Genomic DNA, 15,378 nt, shown 5'->3' on the forward strand with positions numbered 1-15,378 from the left:
GTCGTTGGCCTCAATCCCGTTCCCGGCGCGGGGCCTATCCGGCCCGCCGGTGCTGCTTGGCACGGGAACGTTTCTCGACGTACATCCGCTGGTCGGCGGAGTGCAACACCTCGTCCGCCGACATGCCGCAGTGCGCCCAGCCGATGCCGAAGCTGGCGCCCACGCGGACGGCCCGGCCGTCGACCCTGATCGGCGGGATGATGGCGTTCCGCAGCCGGACCGCGAGGTCCTGCGCGTCGGCCCTGCCGAGCCCGTCGGCGAGGACCACGAACTCGTCGCCGCCGAGCCGCGCCACCGTGTCGCCGTCGCGGACACCGCTGGTCAGACGGCGTGCGACCTCGATGAGGACGGCGTCGCCCGTGTGGTGCCCGAAGCGGTCGTTGATCGACTTGAAGCCGTCGAGGTCGCAGAAGAGGACGGCGAGCCCCTTCGTACCGTCGTCGGCCTCGCTCTCCTCGGGCGGGGCGACGGTGTGCACGTGGTGGTCGAACTCCCCGTGCGCGCCGTGCTGCGCGCCGGGCGGTGCGGCGTGCCCGTGTTCGTGTCCGTGCGCGGCCGCGTGCACGCCGCCGTACAGGCCGCTGTTGTCGTACGCCGCGTCGAGCGAGTCCACCGTGCTCGGCTGGCCCGCGTGCGGCCTGCGACAGAGCCGGGCGCTCAGCCGGGCGCGCAGCTCGGCGGAGTTCGGCAGGCCGGTGAGCGAGTCGTGCGAGGCGCGGTGCGCGAGCTGGAGCTCGCGCCGCTTGCGCTCCTCGATGTCCTCGACGTGCGTGAGCAGAAACCGGGGCCCGTCCGCGGCGTCCGCGACGACGGAGTTGCGCAGCGACACCCAGACGTACGTGCCGTCGCGGCGGCCGAAGCGCAGCTCGGCGCGGCCGCCCTCGGCGGAGGTGCGCAGGAGGGTGCCGATGTCCTCGGGGTGGACCAGGTCGGAGAAGGAGTGGCGCCGCATCGCGGAGGCGGGGCGGCCGAGCAGGCGGCACAGCGCGTCGTTGGTGCGCAGGATGCGGCCGTGCTGGTCACCGCCCATCTCGGCGATGGCCATGCCGCTCGGCGCGTACTCGAAGGCCTGCCGGAAGGACTCCTCGCTGGCCCGCAGCGCCTGCTGCTCGCGCTCCAGGCGGACCAGGGCCCGCTGCATGTTGGCCCGCAGCCGGGCGTTGCTGATGGCGATCGCGGCCTGGAAGGCGTACATCTGGAGGGCTTCGCGGCCCCAGGCGCCGGGCCTGCGGCCGTTGCGCGGCCGGTCCACGGAGATCACGCCGAGCAGTTCGCCGCCGGAGCCGCCGGTCGCGTACATGGGGGCGAAGAGCCGGTCGGAGGGGTGCCACTCGTCCTCGAAGCGGGGCTCGGGGCCCTCGGTGTACCACTGCGGCACGTCGTCCTCGTCGAGGACCCAGCCCTCGGTGTGCGGGATGAAGCGCAGGGCGCCCCAGGCCTCGCCCATGGCGAGGCGGCGGTCCCAGGACTCGCGGGAGCCGACGCGGCCGGTGATGAGCGCCTCGGCCGCGGGGTTGCCGGCGAAGGCGGCGACGACGAGGTCGCCGTCCGGGCGCACGAGATTGACGCACGCCAGCTCATAGCCCAGGCCGTTCACCACGCCGTCGGCGACGGTCTGCAGCGTGTCCGCGAGGCTGCGGGCCGTGTTGAGCTCCGCCACCACCTGGTGCAGCTGCCGCAGGGTCGCAAGACGGACGTACGGCTCCGACTCGGTCTCCATGCTCGCTCTCCCCGAGACCTCGACAGCAACTCCAGGATCCGCAGCGTCCTCAGTGTCCGTAATCTCTGACTCTTCGTGACTCTTCTGGCTTCGTACGGTGTGTACTTCTTCGTACCTCTACGTACAGTGCTGTGCTTCCGTGCCCTCAGCGTCTGTCTGATTGCCACGGTCACTGAATCACAGCGAGCTGCCCACCCGGTACACAGGGTCAACAAAATATCGGCCCTGTGACTCAAGTCACAGGTGGGAGTGGGTGGTTGCGGCGTCGGGGGCGCGGGCGGCGGGAACGGCGCGGGAGTAGCGCGGTCCTAGGGCGAGACCTAGGACCGGTATCGGCCCCGGGTCCGATGCGCCGCGCTCCGGTCCGGGACTAGCGTCAGTCGTGTGGTTGCCGATCTGACCTTGAACACACAGCCCCCTCCCGCCCCGTCCACCCCTCATCCTGTGGGGGTGAGCAACGACGAGTTCCGGGCCGCCATGTCCCGCCTGGCCGCGGGCGTGGTCCTGGTGACCGCGCAGGAGCCCCCGCTGGACCCGGACGACCCGATGGCACCGGCCGGTGAGGACGTCGGCATGACGGCCACCGCGTTCCTCTCGGTCTCCCTGGAGCCGCCCCTGGTCATGGTCAGCCTGCGCACGGGCTCCCGCATGGACGACCTGCTCGCCGAGCAGCCGCTGTGGGCCGTGTCGGTCCTGACCGAGAGCCAGCGGCACATCGCGGGCCGCTTCGCCATGAAGGGCCGCATCAGCGACCGGCTGCTCTTCGACGACATCGCCTACGCGCGCGGCCGGGCCAGCGGCGCGCCCCTGGTGGGCGGCGCGCTCGCCACCCTGGAGTGCCGCACCGAGCAGACGGTGGCCGCGGGCGACCACACCCTGGTGATCGGCCGCGTCCTGACGGCGGAGCTGCCGAGCGCGGACGGCGGGCCGCTGCTGTACTTCCGGGGGCGGTACCGGCAGCTGGGCTGAGGCCCCGCGCGCCGGGGCTACTGCCAGCCCTTGCCCGTGCGGCCCTGCTTCGTCTCCGCGCGCCGCTTCTTCTCCCGCAGCCGCCGTTCGTTGATCCCGCGCGGGATGCGGGTCGCGCGCCGGGGCTTGGGGGGCGGCGCGGTGGCCTCCGCGAGCAGCGAGGCGAGGCGGACGGCCGCGGCCTCCCGGTTGCGCCACTGGGAGCGGTGCTCGCTCGCCCGTACGCTCACGACGCCGTCGACGAGCCGGGACGCGAGCCGCTCCAGGGCCCGCTGCTTCCACACCTCGGGCAGCGCGTCGGTGCGCTCCAGGTCGAAGCGGAGCTCGACCTGCGAGTCGCTGGTGTTGACGTGCTGGCCGCCGGGCCCCGAGGAGCGCGAGAAACGCCACATGAGCTCGGCCTCCGGCAGGACGACCGAGCCGCGGATGACGTGTTCCCGACCAGACATGTCTCCTATGATCCCGCGTCCGTCCGCCGTACGACACCTGTTTTCCGCCGCCGTGGCCTCTTCCCTGCGCACCTTCGGCAAAGAAAGTAAAGAAGCGAGTCCGCATATGGAACCTTGGGTACCCCCCGCGGCGTTCATAGGGGTGCCGGTAGCTTCGCCCTCAGAGTGAAGCCCGCACATAGGCGACTAGGGAAGGGACTCCCAACAATGGCTGTAAGCCTGTCCAAGGGCGGCAACGTCTCGCTCACCAAGGAGGCACCGGGCCTGACCGCCGTCACGGTCGGCCTCGGCTGGGACGTCCGCACCACCACGGGTACCGACTTCGACCTGGACGCCTCCGCGATCGCGGTGAACACCCAGGGCAAGGTCTACTCGGACGGCCACTTCGTCTTCTTCAACAACAAGGCGACGCCGGACCAGACCATCGTCCACACCGGTGACAACGTCACGGGCCAGGGCGAGGGCGACGACGAGCAGATCAACGTCAACCTCGCGGGCCTGCCCGCCGACATCGAGAAGATCGTCTTCCCGGTCTCGATCTACGACGCCGAGAACCGCTCGCAGAACTTCGGCCAGGTCCGCAACGCGTTCATCCGCATCGTGAACCAGGCCGGCGGCGCCGAGATCGCCCGCTACGACCTCTCCGAGGACGCGGCCACCGAGACCGCCATGGTCTTCGGCGAGCTCTACCGCAACGGCGCGGAGTGGAAGTTCCGCGCCGTCGGCCAGGGCTACGCCTCGGGCCTGGTGGGCATCGCCCAGGACTTCGGCGTCAACGTCTGAGTCCGCACCGCCTGACCACGGGCCCCGGCCGGAGCGCTTCCGGCCGGGGCCCGTCGCGTACGCGCGTCCAAGGCGCGGGCCGCGCGGGGAACTTCGGGGCGCGGGACGGCGTTGCCAGGACGACGTGCGCACTGCGCGCGCGGCCGACGGGTACGACACGGGCAGAAGCCGAGGTGGCGCGGAATGGCTATGTGGGACCGGATCAAAGACCAGGCCAAGAACCTGCAGCAGACGCAGGGCGGACGCACCCCCGGTGCTCCCGGTGCCCCCGGCGGGCACGGGGCGCACGGCAGCGGGTCCAAGAGCTCCAAGGCCCAGCTCGTGGGCCTGCTCAAGACCCAGCTCACCTCGCTGAAGTCGGAGCTGAAGAGCGGCGCCTACCGCGACGCGAGCATGGCCATGTGCGCCCTGGTGGCCGCCGCCGACGGCACCGTCGACCCGGCCGAGCGCCAGCACGTCGAATCCCTCATCCTGCAGAACGACGTGTTGCAGAACTTCCCCCCGGACCAGCTCCGCCAGCGCTTCAACAAGCACGCGGACCAGCTGTCGTTCAACTTCCAGCAGGGCAAGGCGGCGGTGATGCAGGAGATCGCCAAGGCCGCGAAGAAGCCCGCGGAGGCCCGTGCGGTCGTGCAGACCGGCTTCGTCATCGCCGGCGCGGACGGCTATGTGGCCCCGGCCGAGGAGCAGGTCCTGCGCGAGGCCTGCGCGGCACTCGGCGTGTCCCCCCAGGAGTTCGGCCTCTGAGAGGCCGTCCAGCACCCGGGCCGCGGCGGCCCGGGTGCGCCCAGCCCCAACGCGCCCGCAGCCGAGCGACGGCAGAGCGCCGCAGCCCGGCGGAGCGCGTCAGCGCTCGTCCGGCTTGCCGTCGCCGTACAGCCAGTCCGACCACACGCGCTTCAGCTCCTCGCGCGCCTCGTCGTCGCCCGCGTGCTTCTCGACGTACGTGGTGAAGTCCTCGGTGTCCGCGTTGGCGTGGCGGTACTTCTTCGTCCAGCCCTTGAGGATCTCGTAGAAGGTCTCGTCGCCGACGGTCTCGCGGATCTTCTGGATGACCATGGCACCCCGGTAGTAGACGGGGTCGTCGGAGATGCTCTCCGCGTCCGGCTGCTTGGCGGGCGGGAAGTCCCAGACGGAGTCGTACTCGTCGTCCTCGTCCTCGTAGATCGCGTCGACGGTCTCCTCGACGGTGTCGCCGTCGTTGTCCTCCTCGTACAGCCACTCGGCGTACGTCGCCAGGCCCTCGTTGAGCCACATGTCCTGCCAGCTCTTCGGCGAGACCGAGTCGCCGAACCACTGGTGGGCCAGTTCGTGCACGAGGGTCGTGGTGTCGGCGTCCTGGACGGGGAACAGCGGCTTGGTCTGGGTCTCCAGGGCGTAGCCGAGGTCCGCGCGGCCGTCGACGACGGCGCCGGTGGACGAGAAGGGGTAGTCGCCGAAGTTGTACTCCGCCCAGTCCACGATGTCGGGGATGTCGGCGAGGACCTTCTGGACCTTCTTGCGCTTGGCCGCGGGCAGCGTCCGGTCGATCGCCGTGAAGACGGGGATGCCGCTCTCGGTCATCGCCGTCCTGGTGTCGTACGTGCCGACGACGACCGTCGCCAGATAGCTGGCCATCGGCTCGGCGCTGTGCCAGGCGAAGGTGGTCCGGCCGTTGGCGGTGGTCTCCTTCGTCAACTCGCCGTTGGAGATGGCCTTCAGGCCCTTGGGGACGGTGACCTCTATGTCGTACGAGGCCTTGTCGACGGGGTGGTGGTTGCCCGGGAACCACGCCATCGAGCCCGCGGGCTGCCCCGTCGCGAGCGCGCTCTCCTCCCCGGTCAGCCAGCCCTCCTTGGCACCGTCCACGTCCGTGATGGTCTGCGGGGTGCCGGAGTAGCGGACGGTGGCCCGGAAGGTCTCACCGCGGTCGAGGTCGTCGCGGGGGCGGACGGTCAGCTCGCTGCCCGCGCGCTGGAAGCGGGCCTCCTTGCCCTCGACGGTCACGGACTCGACGTCCAGGCCCTTGAGGTCGAGGTTGAAGGCGCTGAGCGTCTTGGTGGCGCGGGCCGTGATGTCGGCGGTGCCGGTGAGGTGGCGCGACTCCGGGTCGTAGCCGATCTTCAGGCCGTAATGAGCCACGTCGTAGCCGCCGTTGCCGAGCTTCGGGAAGTACGGGTCGCGGACGCCCGCGGCACCGGGAGTGCCCCCGACACCACTGCTCGTGCACGCGGTGAGCGCGGTCGCGAGGGCGGTGGCGCAGAGCAGCGCGAGGGGCGTGCGGCGGGGCCCCTTGGTCAGGGGGGCGGTGGCTCGGTAGATCACCCCGGTGATCCTATGGCCACCGCACCCGCCCGCCACGGGGCCCCCGCGCGCCGGGGGTCAGCGGCCGAGCGCGGCCACGCCCGCCTTCGCGAACTTCTCGTCCAGGTCGCCGCTGGGCGCGCCCGCGACGCCGATGCCCGCGACGGGGCCGCCCTTCGCGGTGACCGGGGCGCCGCCCGCGAGGAACAGCGTGCCGGGGATGTCCTTGAGGTTCGGCGCCTGCGCCAGGCGCTTGGCCAGCTCGGAGGTGGGCGCGTTCCAGGAGACGGCGGTGTAGGCCTTGCGCTCGGCGGACTCGTACGACTGCGGGCCCGCGCCGTCGCCGCGCAGGGTGACGATCGTGTTGCCGTTGCGGTCAACGACGGCGACCGTGACGCGCTGGTTCTCCTTCTTCGCCGCGTCCAGGGTGGCCTGTGCGGCCTTCGTGGCGGCGGCCACGGTGAGGTGCGTGGTCTGCGTCAGGTCGCGATTGCCCGCGTCGGCGGTGACGGCGGCCTTCGCGGCGGCCTCAGGGGCGTCGGCGCTGGCGGACACGGCACCGAACGTGCCGGCGCCGACCACGCCGAGGACGGCGGCGGCGGTGAGGACGCGGGCACGCGGCGAGAGCTGCTTCATGGGGGAACTCCTTGGGTCGGCCGGCACGATCCGTGCGGCGGTACGGGTCCGCTGGTGGGCCCTGTGCTTCGATCCTGCGGGCGGATCGCGGCCCGCCCCGTCGGCGCTCCGGCTGCGGGTCGCGCGCGCTTCGGCCGACACCCGGGTCAGCCGATCGGTTGACCCCGGTCCCCGCCCAGCAGGCCACAATGAGGGTGTTTGCCCAGTTCACGCGTACGGCAGGAGGCCGGGGATGCACGGAGGCGACGGCGCCCGGGCCGCCCGTCCAGGAGTCGCCGGGCCGGAGGAGCGGTGGCTCGCGGCCGTCATGCACGCCGCGTTCTTCCTGCTGCTCGCCGCCTCGCTCAGCCGGTTCCTGTTGCGCCACCCCGGCGAGCCCCGTACACCGTGGATCATCGCCCTCTCGGCCGTGCTCGCCCTGCTGTACGTACTCGGCCCGGTCCTGGGGGCCACGCCGAACCCGCGGCGCCTGCTGTGGCTCGGCGCGGTCGTCGGCGTCTGGGTGGTGCTCGTGATCCTCGCGCCGAGCTACGCGTGGTGCGCGGTGCCGCTGTTCTACACGGGCCTGCGGACGCTGCCGACGCGCGCGGCCCTCGCCCTCGTCACCGTCCTCACGGCCCTCGTGGTCGCGGCCCAGCTGCGGCTCGCGGACGGCTTCGACCCGAACCTGGCGTTCGCGCCGCCCGCCGTGGCGGCCGTGGCGACGGCGGTCTTCGTCCACATGCAGCGGCAGACCGCGCGGCAGCGCGCCCTCATCGACGACCTGCTGCGCACCCGGCGCGAGCTCGCCGCCACCGAGCGGCGCGAGGGCACGCTCGCCGAGCGGCAGCGCCTGTCCATGGAGATCCACGACACGCTGGCCCAGGGCCTGTCCAGCCAGCGGATGCTGCTCCAGGCGGCGGACCGGGTGTGGGACACGGACGCGGCGGCTGCCCGCACCCACGTCCGCACCGCCGAGTCCATCGCCGACCGCGGCCTCGCCGAGGCCCGCCGCCTCGTCCACGACCTGGCACCGGTGGACCTGGCGGAGGCGGGCCCCGATCCGGCGTACGCGCTGCCCGCGGCGCTCCGGGCACTGGCGGGGCGGGAGTCGGGGGCGGGCCTGGCGGTGCGCTTCCACCCCGAGGGCACCCCGGTCCCGCTGACGGCGCAGGCCCGCTCGGCGCTGCTGCGGATCGCGCAGGGCGCCCTCGCGAACGTACGGGAGCACGCCGGGGCGGGGACGGCCGCGCTGACCCTGACGTACCTCGACGACCAGGTGGTGCTCGACGTGGCGGACGACGGCCGCGGGTTCTCGCCACCGGCGCCCGGCGGCGGGCGGGCCGGGCGCGGGCACGGCCTCCCCGCGATCCGCGCACGGGCGGCGCGGCTGGGCGGGACGCTGACGGTGGAGTCGGCACCCGGTGAGGGGACGGTGCTCTCGGTGGTGGTTCCGCTGGGGGACGGCGCGGCTGGAGGGAGCCACGATGAACGCGACTGAGGGCCCTGAGGGCCCGGCCCCGGACGACCCGGGCGGCACCGCGCCGGTGCGGCTCCTGGTCTGCGACGACCACGCCGTCGTCCGGGCGGGCCTGCTCGCCCTGCTCGGCAGCGCCCCGGCCGTCGAGGTGGTCGGCGAGGCGGGTTCCGGCGAGGAGGCCGTGGCCCTCGCCGCGAAACTGCGGCCGGATGTCGTCCTCATGGACCTCCAGCTCGGCCCCGGAATGGACGGCGTGGAGGCGACGCGGCGGATCACGGCGGCGGCCGGGGGCGGGCGGCCGCACGTCCTCGTGCTCACCACGTACGACACCGACGCCGACATCACCCGCGCGATCGAGGCGGGCGCCACCGGCTATCTGCTCAAGGCCGAGCGGCCCGACGAACTGTTCTCGGCGATCCGCGCCGCCGCGTGCGGGCGCACCGCGCTCTCGCCGCCGGTCGCGTCCCGCGTGATGGCCCGCATGCGGGAGCCCCGGGCGGGGCTCACCCCGCGCGAGCGCGACATCCTGGGCCAGCTGGCCCGGGGGCTCGGCAACCGGGAGATCGCCCGGGCGCTGTTCATCAGCGAGGCCACGGTGAAGACGCACCTGGGGCGCATCTACGACAAGCTCGGCGTCGAGACCCGCGCGGGGGCGGTGGCCGTGGCCAAGGAACAGCGCCTCCTCTAGCCCTCTGGCCGGGGCCGAGCGCGGCCGTGGAGGGCAGCTGGCGGGGGCATGGCACCATCGAGGCGTGCTTGACATCGGCTACGCCCTTTCCCGCCGTTTTCCCGATCCGCCGCAGGCGGACTACCGCACCGCGGACGTCCGCACCCTGCGGCACGACCTGTTCTGCGGGGACGTGTACCTGGCCGACACCAAGGCGGACCGGGAGCTGTCCACAGCCTGGGGATGGGTGCCGGTGCTCGACTTCGCGTGGGCGCTGTGCGACATCGTGGAGCGGCTCGACCAGGACCCGATGGGCAGCAGGGCGGCGCGGCCCCAGCACGCCGAGCTGGACTTCACCGAGTCCACGGACCGGATGCTGTTCGAGCGGCGCTTCGGGTGGGTCGACATCGACGCCGACTGGCTGGACCCGGGCGAGCCGCCCCTCACCTTCTCGCACGCCGAACTGCGCCGCGAGGCACGGGACTTCCTGCACGACGTGGTGGCCGACCTGACCGATCTGCACGAGGACCTGGGCGAGAACCCGGCGATGTGGACCCTCCTCGCCCGTTTCCCCCGGGTGCCCTAGGGCCCGCCCCGCGAGGTACCGGAGAATCGCGGCCCGGCGATGTCACATTCTCGGGGGTCCGGTTCGTCGTACCCGTACGGGCCCGTGCAGGCCCGTACGGCCCACGACAGAAACGGACCCCACCCATGGCCCGCGCCACCAGCTCCCGTACTCGTCCGGCCTCCCCCACCGTCACCGTCGTCGGCGGCGGCTTCGCGGGACTCACCGCCGCCATCGCCGCCGCCGAGGGCGGAGCCCGGGTCACCGTGCACGAGGCGCACCACACCCTCGGCGGCCGCGCCCGCACCTCGGAGGGCACGTACAGGACGAACGAGGGCCCGCACGCGCTCTACAACGGCGGCCCGCACTGGACCTGGCTCAAGCAGCGCGACCTGATCGGCGAGCTGGCGCCGCTGCCGCCCCTGGAAGGCACCCGGCTGCGCCTTCGCCACCGGGGCGCGCTGCGCCGCACCCCGCCCCTGGGGATGCTGCGGCTGCTGCGCCGGGCGCCGGAACAGGCCCCGGTCGACGAGGACTTCCTGACCTGGGCGAGCCGCGAGGTGGGGCAGGACGCCGCCCGCGCCGCCGCCCACTACACCGCCGTGGCCCTCTTCCACCACGACCCGGGCGCGCTGTCCGCCCGCTTCGTGCACACCCGGCTCCGCCGGGCCGCCAAGCTGCCCCCGGAGGCCCACTACCCGCTGGGCGGCTGGGGCGCGGTCGTCGACCGGATGGCCGCCCGCGCCTGGAACCTGGGCGTCCGGGTGGAGACCCTGGCCCGCGTCGACGACATCGCGGAGCAGGCGCGGCGCGGCCCCGTCATCGTCGCCACCTCGCTCGACGCCGCGCGGCGGCTCCTGAAGGACGAGGGGCTGACGTGGCAGAGCGGGCGCACGGCCCTGGTGGACGTGGCGCTGCGCTCGCGCAGGGGCGATCTGTTCGCGCTCTCGGACCTGGACGGCACGGGCTGGGTGGAGCGCTTCACCGCCCAGGACCGCACGCTCGCCCCCGAGGGGCAGCAGCTGATCCAGGGCCAGCTCCCGCTCGCCCCGCACGAGTCGAAGGCGGACGGCGTCAGGGGCGCGGAGGAACTGCTCGACCTGGGCTTCCGTGACTGGCGCGAGCGCGTGACCTGGCGCCGCTCGGCGGTGGCGAACGGCCGCACGGGCGCCGTCGACCGGCCGGGCACCACCTGGCGCGACCGGCCCGCGGTGGACCGGGGCGACGGCGTCTTCCTGGTGGGCGACCAGGTGGCGGCGCCGGGGCTGCTCAGCGAAGTCTCCTTCAACAGCGCCATCGAGGCGGTGTCGCTCGCCCTGACCGGCACGGGCCGGCTGGCCACCACCACGCCCTGGGTTGACCTCAAGTCTGCTTGAGGTTGGAGGGTGAGTGGTGACCGGCAAGCCCGCACTTCTGAGGAGCCCGCCATGCACGCCGTCCGTCTGCACGCCTTCGGCCCCGCCGAGAACCTCACGTACGAGACCGTCGAGGACCCGCGCCCTGGCCCCGGCCAGGTGCGGATCGCCGTCGCCGCGGCCGGGGTGCACCTGCTCGACACCTCGATCCGGGAGGGCGAGCAGGGCCCGCTGCCGCAGCTGCCCACGCTGCCGACGGTGCCGGGCCGCGAGGTCGCGGGCACCGTGGAGTCCGTCGGCGAGGGCGTGGACACCGCCTGGGCAGGACGGCGCGTCGTCGCGCACATCGGCTTCGCGCCCGGCGGCTACGCCGAGCTGACCGTGACCGAGGCCGACCGGCTGCACGAACTGCCCGACGGGCTCGGCTTCCCCGAGGCCGTGGGGCTCATCGGCACGGGGCGCACGACGATGGGCATCCTGCAGTTCGCGGAGCTCGACGCCGAGTCCGTCGTCGTCGTGCCCGCCGCCGCGGGCGGCATCGGCACGCTGCTCGTGCAGTACGCCAAGCACGCCGGGGCCACGGTGATCGGGCTCGCGGGCGGCCCCGCCAAGACGGCCCGCGTCACGGAGAACGGCGCCGACCTGGCCGTCGACTACACCGACCCGGCCTGGCCCGACGAGGTCCGCGCGTATCTGAAGGGCCTCGGCGACGGCGGCCGCACCGCGACCGCGGTCTTCGACGGGGTGGGCGGCGACGCGGGCCGGGCCGCCGTGGACCTGCTCGGACCCGGCGGTACGCACCTCGTCTTCGGCTGGTCGGAGAAGAAGGGCCCGGTGACCCTCACCGAGGAGGAGCTCGCCGCGCGCGGCATCACGCAGATCAGCCCGCTCGGCGCGGCCATGCTGGAGAAGGCGGGCGGCGACAACCCCGTCCGCACCCTGGAGCTGGCCGCCCTGCACGCCCACGAGGGCGGGTACTTCACGCCCGCCGTGCAGACCTTCCCGCTCGCCGACGCGGCCGCGGCGCACCGCGCCCTGGAATCCCGCGCCACGACGGGCAAGGTGGTCCTGATCCCCTGAGCGCCTGGTTCCCTGCTGCGCCTGGTTCCCCGCTGCGCCGGGGAAAAATCAGATGCCAGTACCACATTCGCGAACTACCGTCCGGTTTATGGACTCCGCACCCCCCAGCCCGGCCCCGTCCACCGCCATCGCCTTCCGCGACCTCCCCGACACCGACCTGGACCGCGCCCTCGACCTGGTCTACCTCGCCTTCCACGAGACCCCGGAGGACGAGAAGCGCAAGCACCACCACGACCTGCTGCGCGGCTGCGAGCGCGTCGGGGCGTACGACGGCCGGACGCTGGTCGGCCTCCTCGCCGCCTTCCGCTTCACCATGTCCGTGCCGGGCGGCGAACTGCCGTGCCCCAGCGTCACGTTCGTCTCCGTCGCCCCCACGCACCGCCGCCGCGGCGTGCTCTCCGGCATGATCGCGGCGCTGTTCGAGAGGTGCGGCGCGAGCGACCGTCCGCTGGCGGCGCTGTGGGCGTCGGAAGACGCGATCTACGGCCGCTTCGGCTTCGGCCCCGCCACGTACAACAACACCGTCGAGGTGAAGTCCGAGCGCCCCCTCGACCTGCGGATCGTCCCGTCCGAAGGCCCCCTGCGCCTGGTGGACCCGGCGGCGGCCCCCGAGCTGCTCGCCGCGTACTACGACCGTACGCGCGCCGCCCGCGCGGGCCGCATCGACCGCACCGAGGCCTGGTGGCGCGAGGAGTGGATGGCCACGGAGGACGAGGAAGACGACGACCTGTCGCCGCCGCGCGTCGTGGTCCTCGGCGCCGCGGACGACCCCGGCCGCGTCACCGGGTACGCCATCTACCGCACCAAGGGCCGCGACGACGCGCCCGGCCTGGTCCGCCTAGACGAGCTGGAGGCGGACACGCCGCAGGCCGAGGCCGCGCTGTGGCGGTATCTGGCGTCGATCGACCTGACGGGCCTGATCCAGGCGTGGGGCCGCCCGCTCGACGACCCGCTGCTCCTGTTCGCCGGGGACCGCGACCAGGTCCGTGTGACGGGCCAGTACCCGGGCCTGCGGGTCCGGCTCGTCGATGTGCGCGCCGCGCTGCTCGCCCGCTCCTGGGCGGCCCCCGCCGACCTGGTCCTGGAGGTCCGCGACCCCCGGCTCCCGGGCAACGAGGGCCGCTTCCGCCTGACGGTCACCGGGGCCGGAGGAGCGGCGTACGAGCCGACCGACGCGCCCGCCGACCTCACCCTCGACGTGCGGGAGCTGGGCTCGGCCTACCTCGGCGGCGCGCCGCTCGTGTCCTTCGTCCGGGCGGGGGTCGTCACCGAGCACACGCCGGGCGCGGCCGCCGCCCTGGACGCGGCCCTCGCGACCGCGCTGCTGCCGCACACGGTCGACACGTTCTAGGCGTCCGCGCCGAGCGCCGCCAGCGCCCCGTCGGTCAGCCGGTACACCGTCCACTCGTCCTGCGGCCTCGCACCGAGGGACTCGTAGAAGCCGATCGACGGGGTGTTCCAGTTCAAAACGGACCACTCCAGGCGTTCGTAGCCGCGCTCGACGCAGATGCGGGCCAGCTCCTTGAGGAGCGCCTTGCCGTGGCCGCCGCCGCGCGCGTCGGGGCGGACGTACAGGTCCTCCAGGTAGATCCCGTGCACTCCGCGCCAGGTGGAGAAGTTGAGGAACCACAGGGAGAAGCCGACGGGCTCGCCCGTCGCGTCGTCCTCGGCGATGTGGGCGTACGCGGCGGGCCGCTCGCCGAACAGCGCCTCGCGGAGCTGCTCCTCGGTGGCGCGCGCCTCCTGCGGCTCCTTCTCGTACTCTGCGAGCTCACGGATCAGGGTGTGGATGAGAGGGACGTCGGCCGGTGCGGCGGTACGAATCATGAGCGCAGCAAGCCACGGACGACGCCCGCGGGTCAACCGAAGGGCCCCGGCCGCGCTGCTCGCCCTCGGCCTCCTCGCGGGCTGCACCTCCGCCGAACCCCCCGCCCGCGCGGGGCGGGCCGTGACCCTGAAGTTCTACGACGCCCAGGGCCACGGCACGCTCCTGTCGCCCCGCGGGGCCCGCGCCGTCACGCACGGCAGCGGCGGCTCCGACAGCGACGCCCTCGTCGACCCGCGCACCCTGCGCGTCCTCGACGACTTCCCGCTGTACGAGGCCGGGCGGCGGCTCCGCTTCGATCTGCCCGGCCGCGGCGGGCCCGCGGCCCTCGCCCTGAACTGGCCCACCGACCAGGGCTTCTCCACCGTCGTCGTCGACAACGGCGGCGAGGGCTTCACCCGCGGCGCCACGATCGTCTTCAACCACGCCGCCGCTAAGGACGCCAAGCGCCGGCTGGACGCGGCCCTCGACCTGCGCCCCGACCACCGCCGCTCGGCGCGCTTCACCACCGCCTACCGCACGGCCGCGCGCGAGCTGGCCCGCGCGGACGCCGCGGACTCCGACGCGGGCCGGGGCAGGCACGGCCAGCGGGCCCTGAGCGCGGTCGACGCGGCGTACGGGCGGCTCCTGGAGGAGTACGGGCCGCGCGCCCGCCGCACGCACGCGCCCTGGACGGGCGTGACCGCCGCCGACGACGCCGATCCGAAGCGGTGGGCGCCGCTCGCCGGGCGGCTCACCCGCCCGCACGGCTGGGTCCGGATCGTCTTCGACCCCGACGAGGACACCGACGACCCGCGCGCACCCGTGCCCCGGCGCTACCGCGAGGCGGTCGCCGCCGCCCACGCGGCCGGTCTGAAGGTCCTCGGCCAGCCGGTCGACTCCGCGTACGCCAACGGCTCCGAGCACCCCGGTCTCGGCACCCGCGCGGGCTATCTGGCCCGGGTCAAGCGGTACGTCGACGCGTTCCCCGACATCGAGGCCTGGGAGATCGGCAACGAGGTCAACGGCTGCTGGACGGACTCCCGCACCACCGCCGACGGCGACTGCACGGACCGGCTCCTGCCGCCGCGCGACCGCATGCAGCACAAGATCGCGGACGCGGCGGCGTACGTGCGGAAGAAGCGGCCGGAGGCCTCCGTCGTCCTCACCCTGTACTGGCAGCTCGGCACGGACGCGGCCCGCTGGTCGGCCTTCACCTGGCCGCGCGCGAACCTGCCGCGCGCGGTCCGCGAGGACATCGACGTCGTGCTCCTGTCCAGCTGGATCGAGGACGCCCCGCTCGGCCTCGCCTTCGACCAGGTGATGACGCGGCTCGCGGCCGACTTCCCCGGCCGGCGCGTCGGCCTGGGCGAGCTGGGCTACTGGAACGAGGACACGTCCCGGTTCTACTGGGCCTTCGACAAGGACGACCCGGCGGCGGCCCGGCGGCAGGTGGCCCGCCGGTACTACGCGGCCGCGCTCGGCTATCCGTCGAGCGTCGGCGGCACCTTCTGGTGGTACTTCGCCCAGGAGATGCCCGGGGACGCGGGCCTTCGCGCCGCGGTGCGCGGCGTCGACCGCAGCCGGTCCTAGAGTCGGCCGCAGCCG

Annotated in this window: 15 protein-coding genes; 10 read left to right on the plus strand and 5 right to left on the minus strand. The window is 73.7% G+C overall.

The window, feature by feature from the left end:
• Positions 1-34 precede the first annotated feature (34 nt).
• Entirely contained in the window at positions 35-1,720 is a 1,686-nt protein-coding gene (cdgB, locus tag CP982_RS19920; protein ID WP_150511792.1) for a diguanylate cyclase CdgB, read from the minus strand.
• A gap of 384 nt (positions 1,721-2,104) precedes the next feature.
• On the opposite strand from cdgB, the gene CP982_RS19925 reads away from it, so the two are divergent.
• Complete coding sequence (locus CP982_RS19925; RefSeq protein WP_372503385.1) at positions 2,105-2,689, plus strand: flavin reductase family protein; 585 nt, start codon at positions 2,105-2,107, stop codon at positions 2,687-2,689.
• A gap of 17 nt (positions 2,690-2,706) precedes the next feature.
• On the opposite strand, the gene arfB is transcribed toward CP982_RS19925, so the two are convergent.
• Complete coding sequence (gene arfB, locus CP982_RS19930) at positions 2,707-3,138, minus strand: alternative ribosome rescue aminoacyl-tRNA hydrolase ArfB (protein ID WP_221515580.1); 432 nt, start codon at positions 3,136-3,138, stop codon at positions 2,707-2,709.
• A gap of 207 nt (positions 3,139-3,345) precedes the next feature.
• Between arfB and CP982_RS19935 the strand changes: the two genes are divergently transcribed.
• Together CP982_RS19935 and CP982_RS19940 are read left to right on the plus strand one after the other, a co-directional pair.
• Positions 3,346-3,921, plus strand: a complete 576-nt coding sequence (locus CP982_RS19935) for a TerD family protein (RefSeq protein ID WP_150511793.1) — start codon at positions 3,346-3,348, stop codon at positions 3,919-3,921.
• A gap of 183 nt (positions 3,922-4,104) precedes the next feature.
• Entirely contained in the window at positions 4,105-4,668 is a 564-nt protein-coding gene (locus CP982_RS19940; protein WP_184925538.1) for a tellurite resistance TerB family protein, read from the plus strand.
• A gap of 99 nt (positions 4,669-4,767) precedes the next feature.
• On the opposite strand, the gene CP982_RS19945 is transcribed toward CP982_RS19940, so the two are convergent.
• Both CP982_RS19945 and CP982_RS19950 read right to left on the minus strand, forming a co-directional pair.
• Complete coding sequence (locus CP982_RS19945; RefSeq protein WP_150511794.1) at positions 4,768-6,225, minus strand: M1 family metallopeptidase; 1,458 nt, start codon at positions 6,223-6,225, stop codon at positions 4,768-4,770.
• 57 nt (positions 6,226-6,282) lie between these two features.
• Positions 6,283-6,840 (minus strand): GlcG/HbpS family heme-binding protein, encoded by a 558-nt coding sequence (locus CP982_RS19950; protein ID WP_150511795.1) that lies wholly within the window; start codon positions 6,838-6,840, stop codon positions 6,283-6,285.
• A 232-nt stretch (positions 6,841-7,072) separates the two neighbouring features.
• On the opposite strand from CP982_RS19950, the gene CP982_RS19955 reads away from it, so the two are divergent.
• The 6 genes from CP982_RS19955 (at position 7,073) to CP982_RS19980 (ending at position 13,317) form a co-directional block, all read left to right on the plus strand.
• Positions 7,073-8,320, plus strand: a complete 1,248-nt coding sequence (locus CP982_RS19955) for a sensor histidine kinase (protein ID WP_150511796.1) — start codon at positions 7,073-7,075, stop codon at positions 8,318-8,320.
• Positions 8,307-8,987 (plus strand): response regulator, encoded by a 681-nt coding sequence (locus tag CP982_RS19960; RefSeq protein WP_150511797.1) that lies wholly within the window; start codon positions 8,307-8,309, stop codon positions 8,985-8,987. Before CP982_RS19955 ends, CP982_RS19960 begins: the two co-directional genes overlap by 14 nt.
• A gap of 64 nt (positions 8,988-9,051) precedes the next feature.
• Positions 9,052-9,552 (plus strand): hypothetical protein, encoded by a 501-nt coding sequence (locus CP982_RS19965; RefSeq protein ID WP_150511798.1) that lies wholly within the window; start codon positions 9,052-9,054, stop codon positions 9,550-9,552.
• Between the two features lie 125 nt (positions 9,553-9,677).
• Positions 9,678-10,907, plus strand: coding sequence for an NAD(P)-binding protein (locus CP982_RS19970; protein ID WP_150511799.1), 1,230 nt, complete (start codon positions 9,678-9,680; stop codon positions 10,905-10,907).
• A 51-nt stretch (positions 10,908-10,958) separates the two neighbouring features.
• Positions 10,959-11,966: a zinc-binding dehydrogenase gene (locus CP982_RS19975; RefSeq protein ID WP_150511800.1), complete on the plus strand. Its 1,008-nt coding sequence runs from the start codon at positions 10,959-10,961 to the stop codon at positions 11,964-11,966.
• A gap of 88 nt (positions 11,967-12,054) precedes the next feature.
• The gene (locus CP982_RS19980) at positions 12,055-13,317 is read left to right on the plus strand and encodes a GNAT family N-acetyltransferase (protein WP_150511801.1); all 1,263 of its coding nucleotides are present in this window, start codon (positions 12,055-12,057) and stop codon (positions 13,315-13,317) included.
• Here the strand turns inward: CP982_RS19980 and CP982_RS19985 are convergent.
• The gene (locus CP982_RS19985) at positions 13,314-13,793 is read right to left on the minus strand and encodes a GNAT family N-acetyltransferase (RefSeq protein WP_150511802.1); all 480 of its coding nucleotides are present in this window, start codon (positions 13,791-13,793) and stop codon (positions 13,314-13,316) included. The genes CP982_RS19980 and CP982_RS19985 overlap by 4 nt on opposite strands.
• Here CP982_RS19985 and CP982_RS19990 point away from each other — a divergent pair.
• Positions 13,792-15,363: a hypothetical protein gene (locus tag CP982_RS19990; RefSeq protein ID WP_150511803.1), complete on the plus strand. Its 1,572-nt coding sequence runs from the start codon at positions 13,792-13,794 to the stop codon at positions 15,361-15,363. The two genes, CP982_RS19985 and CP982_RS19990, sit on opposite strands and share 2 nt — an antisense overlap.
• The last annotated feature ends 15 nt before the right edge of the window (positions 15,364-15,378 follow it).

The sequence above is a fragment of the Streptomyces spectabilis genome (genome assembly GCF_008704795.1).
GTDB lineage: Bacteria > Actinomycetota > Actinomycetes > Streptomycetales > Streptomycetaceae > Streptomyces > Streptomyces spectabilis.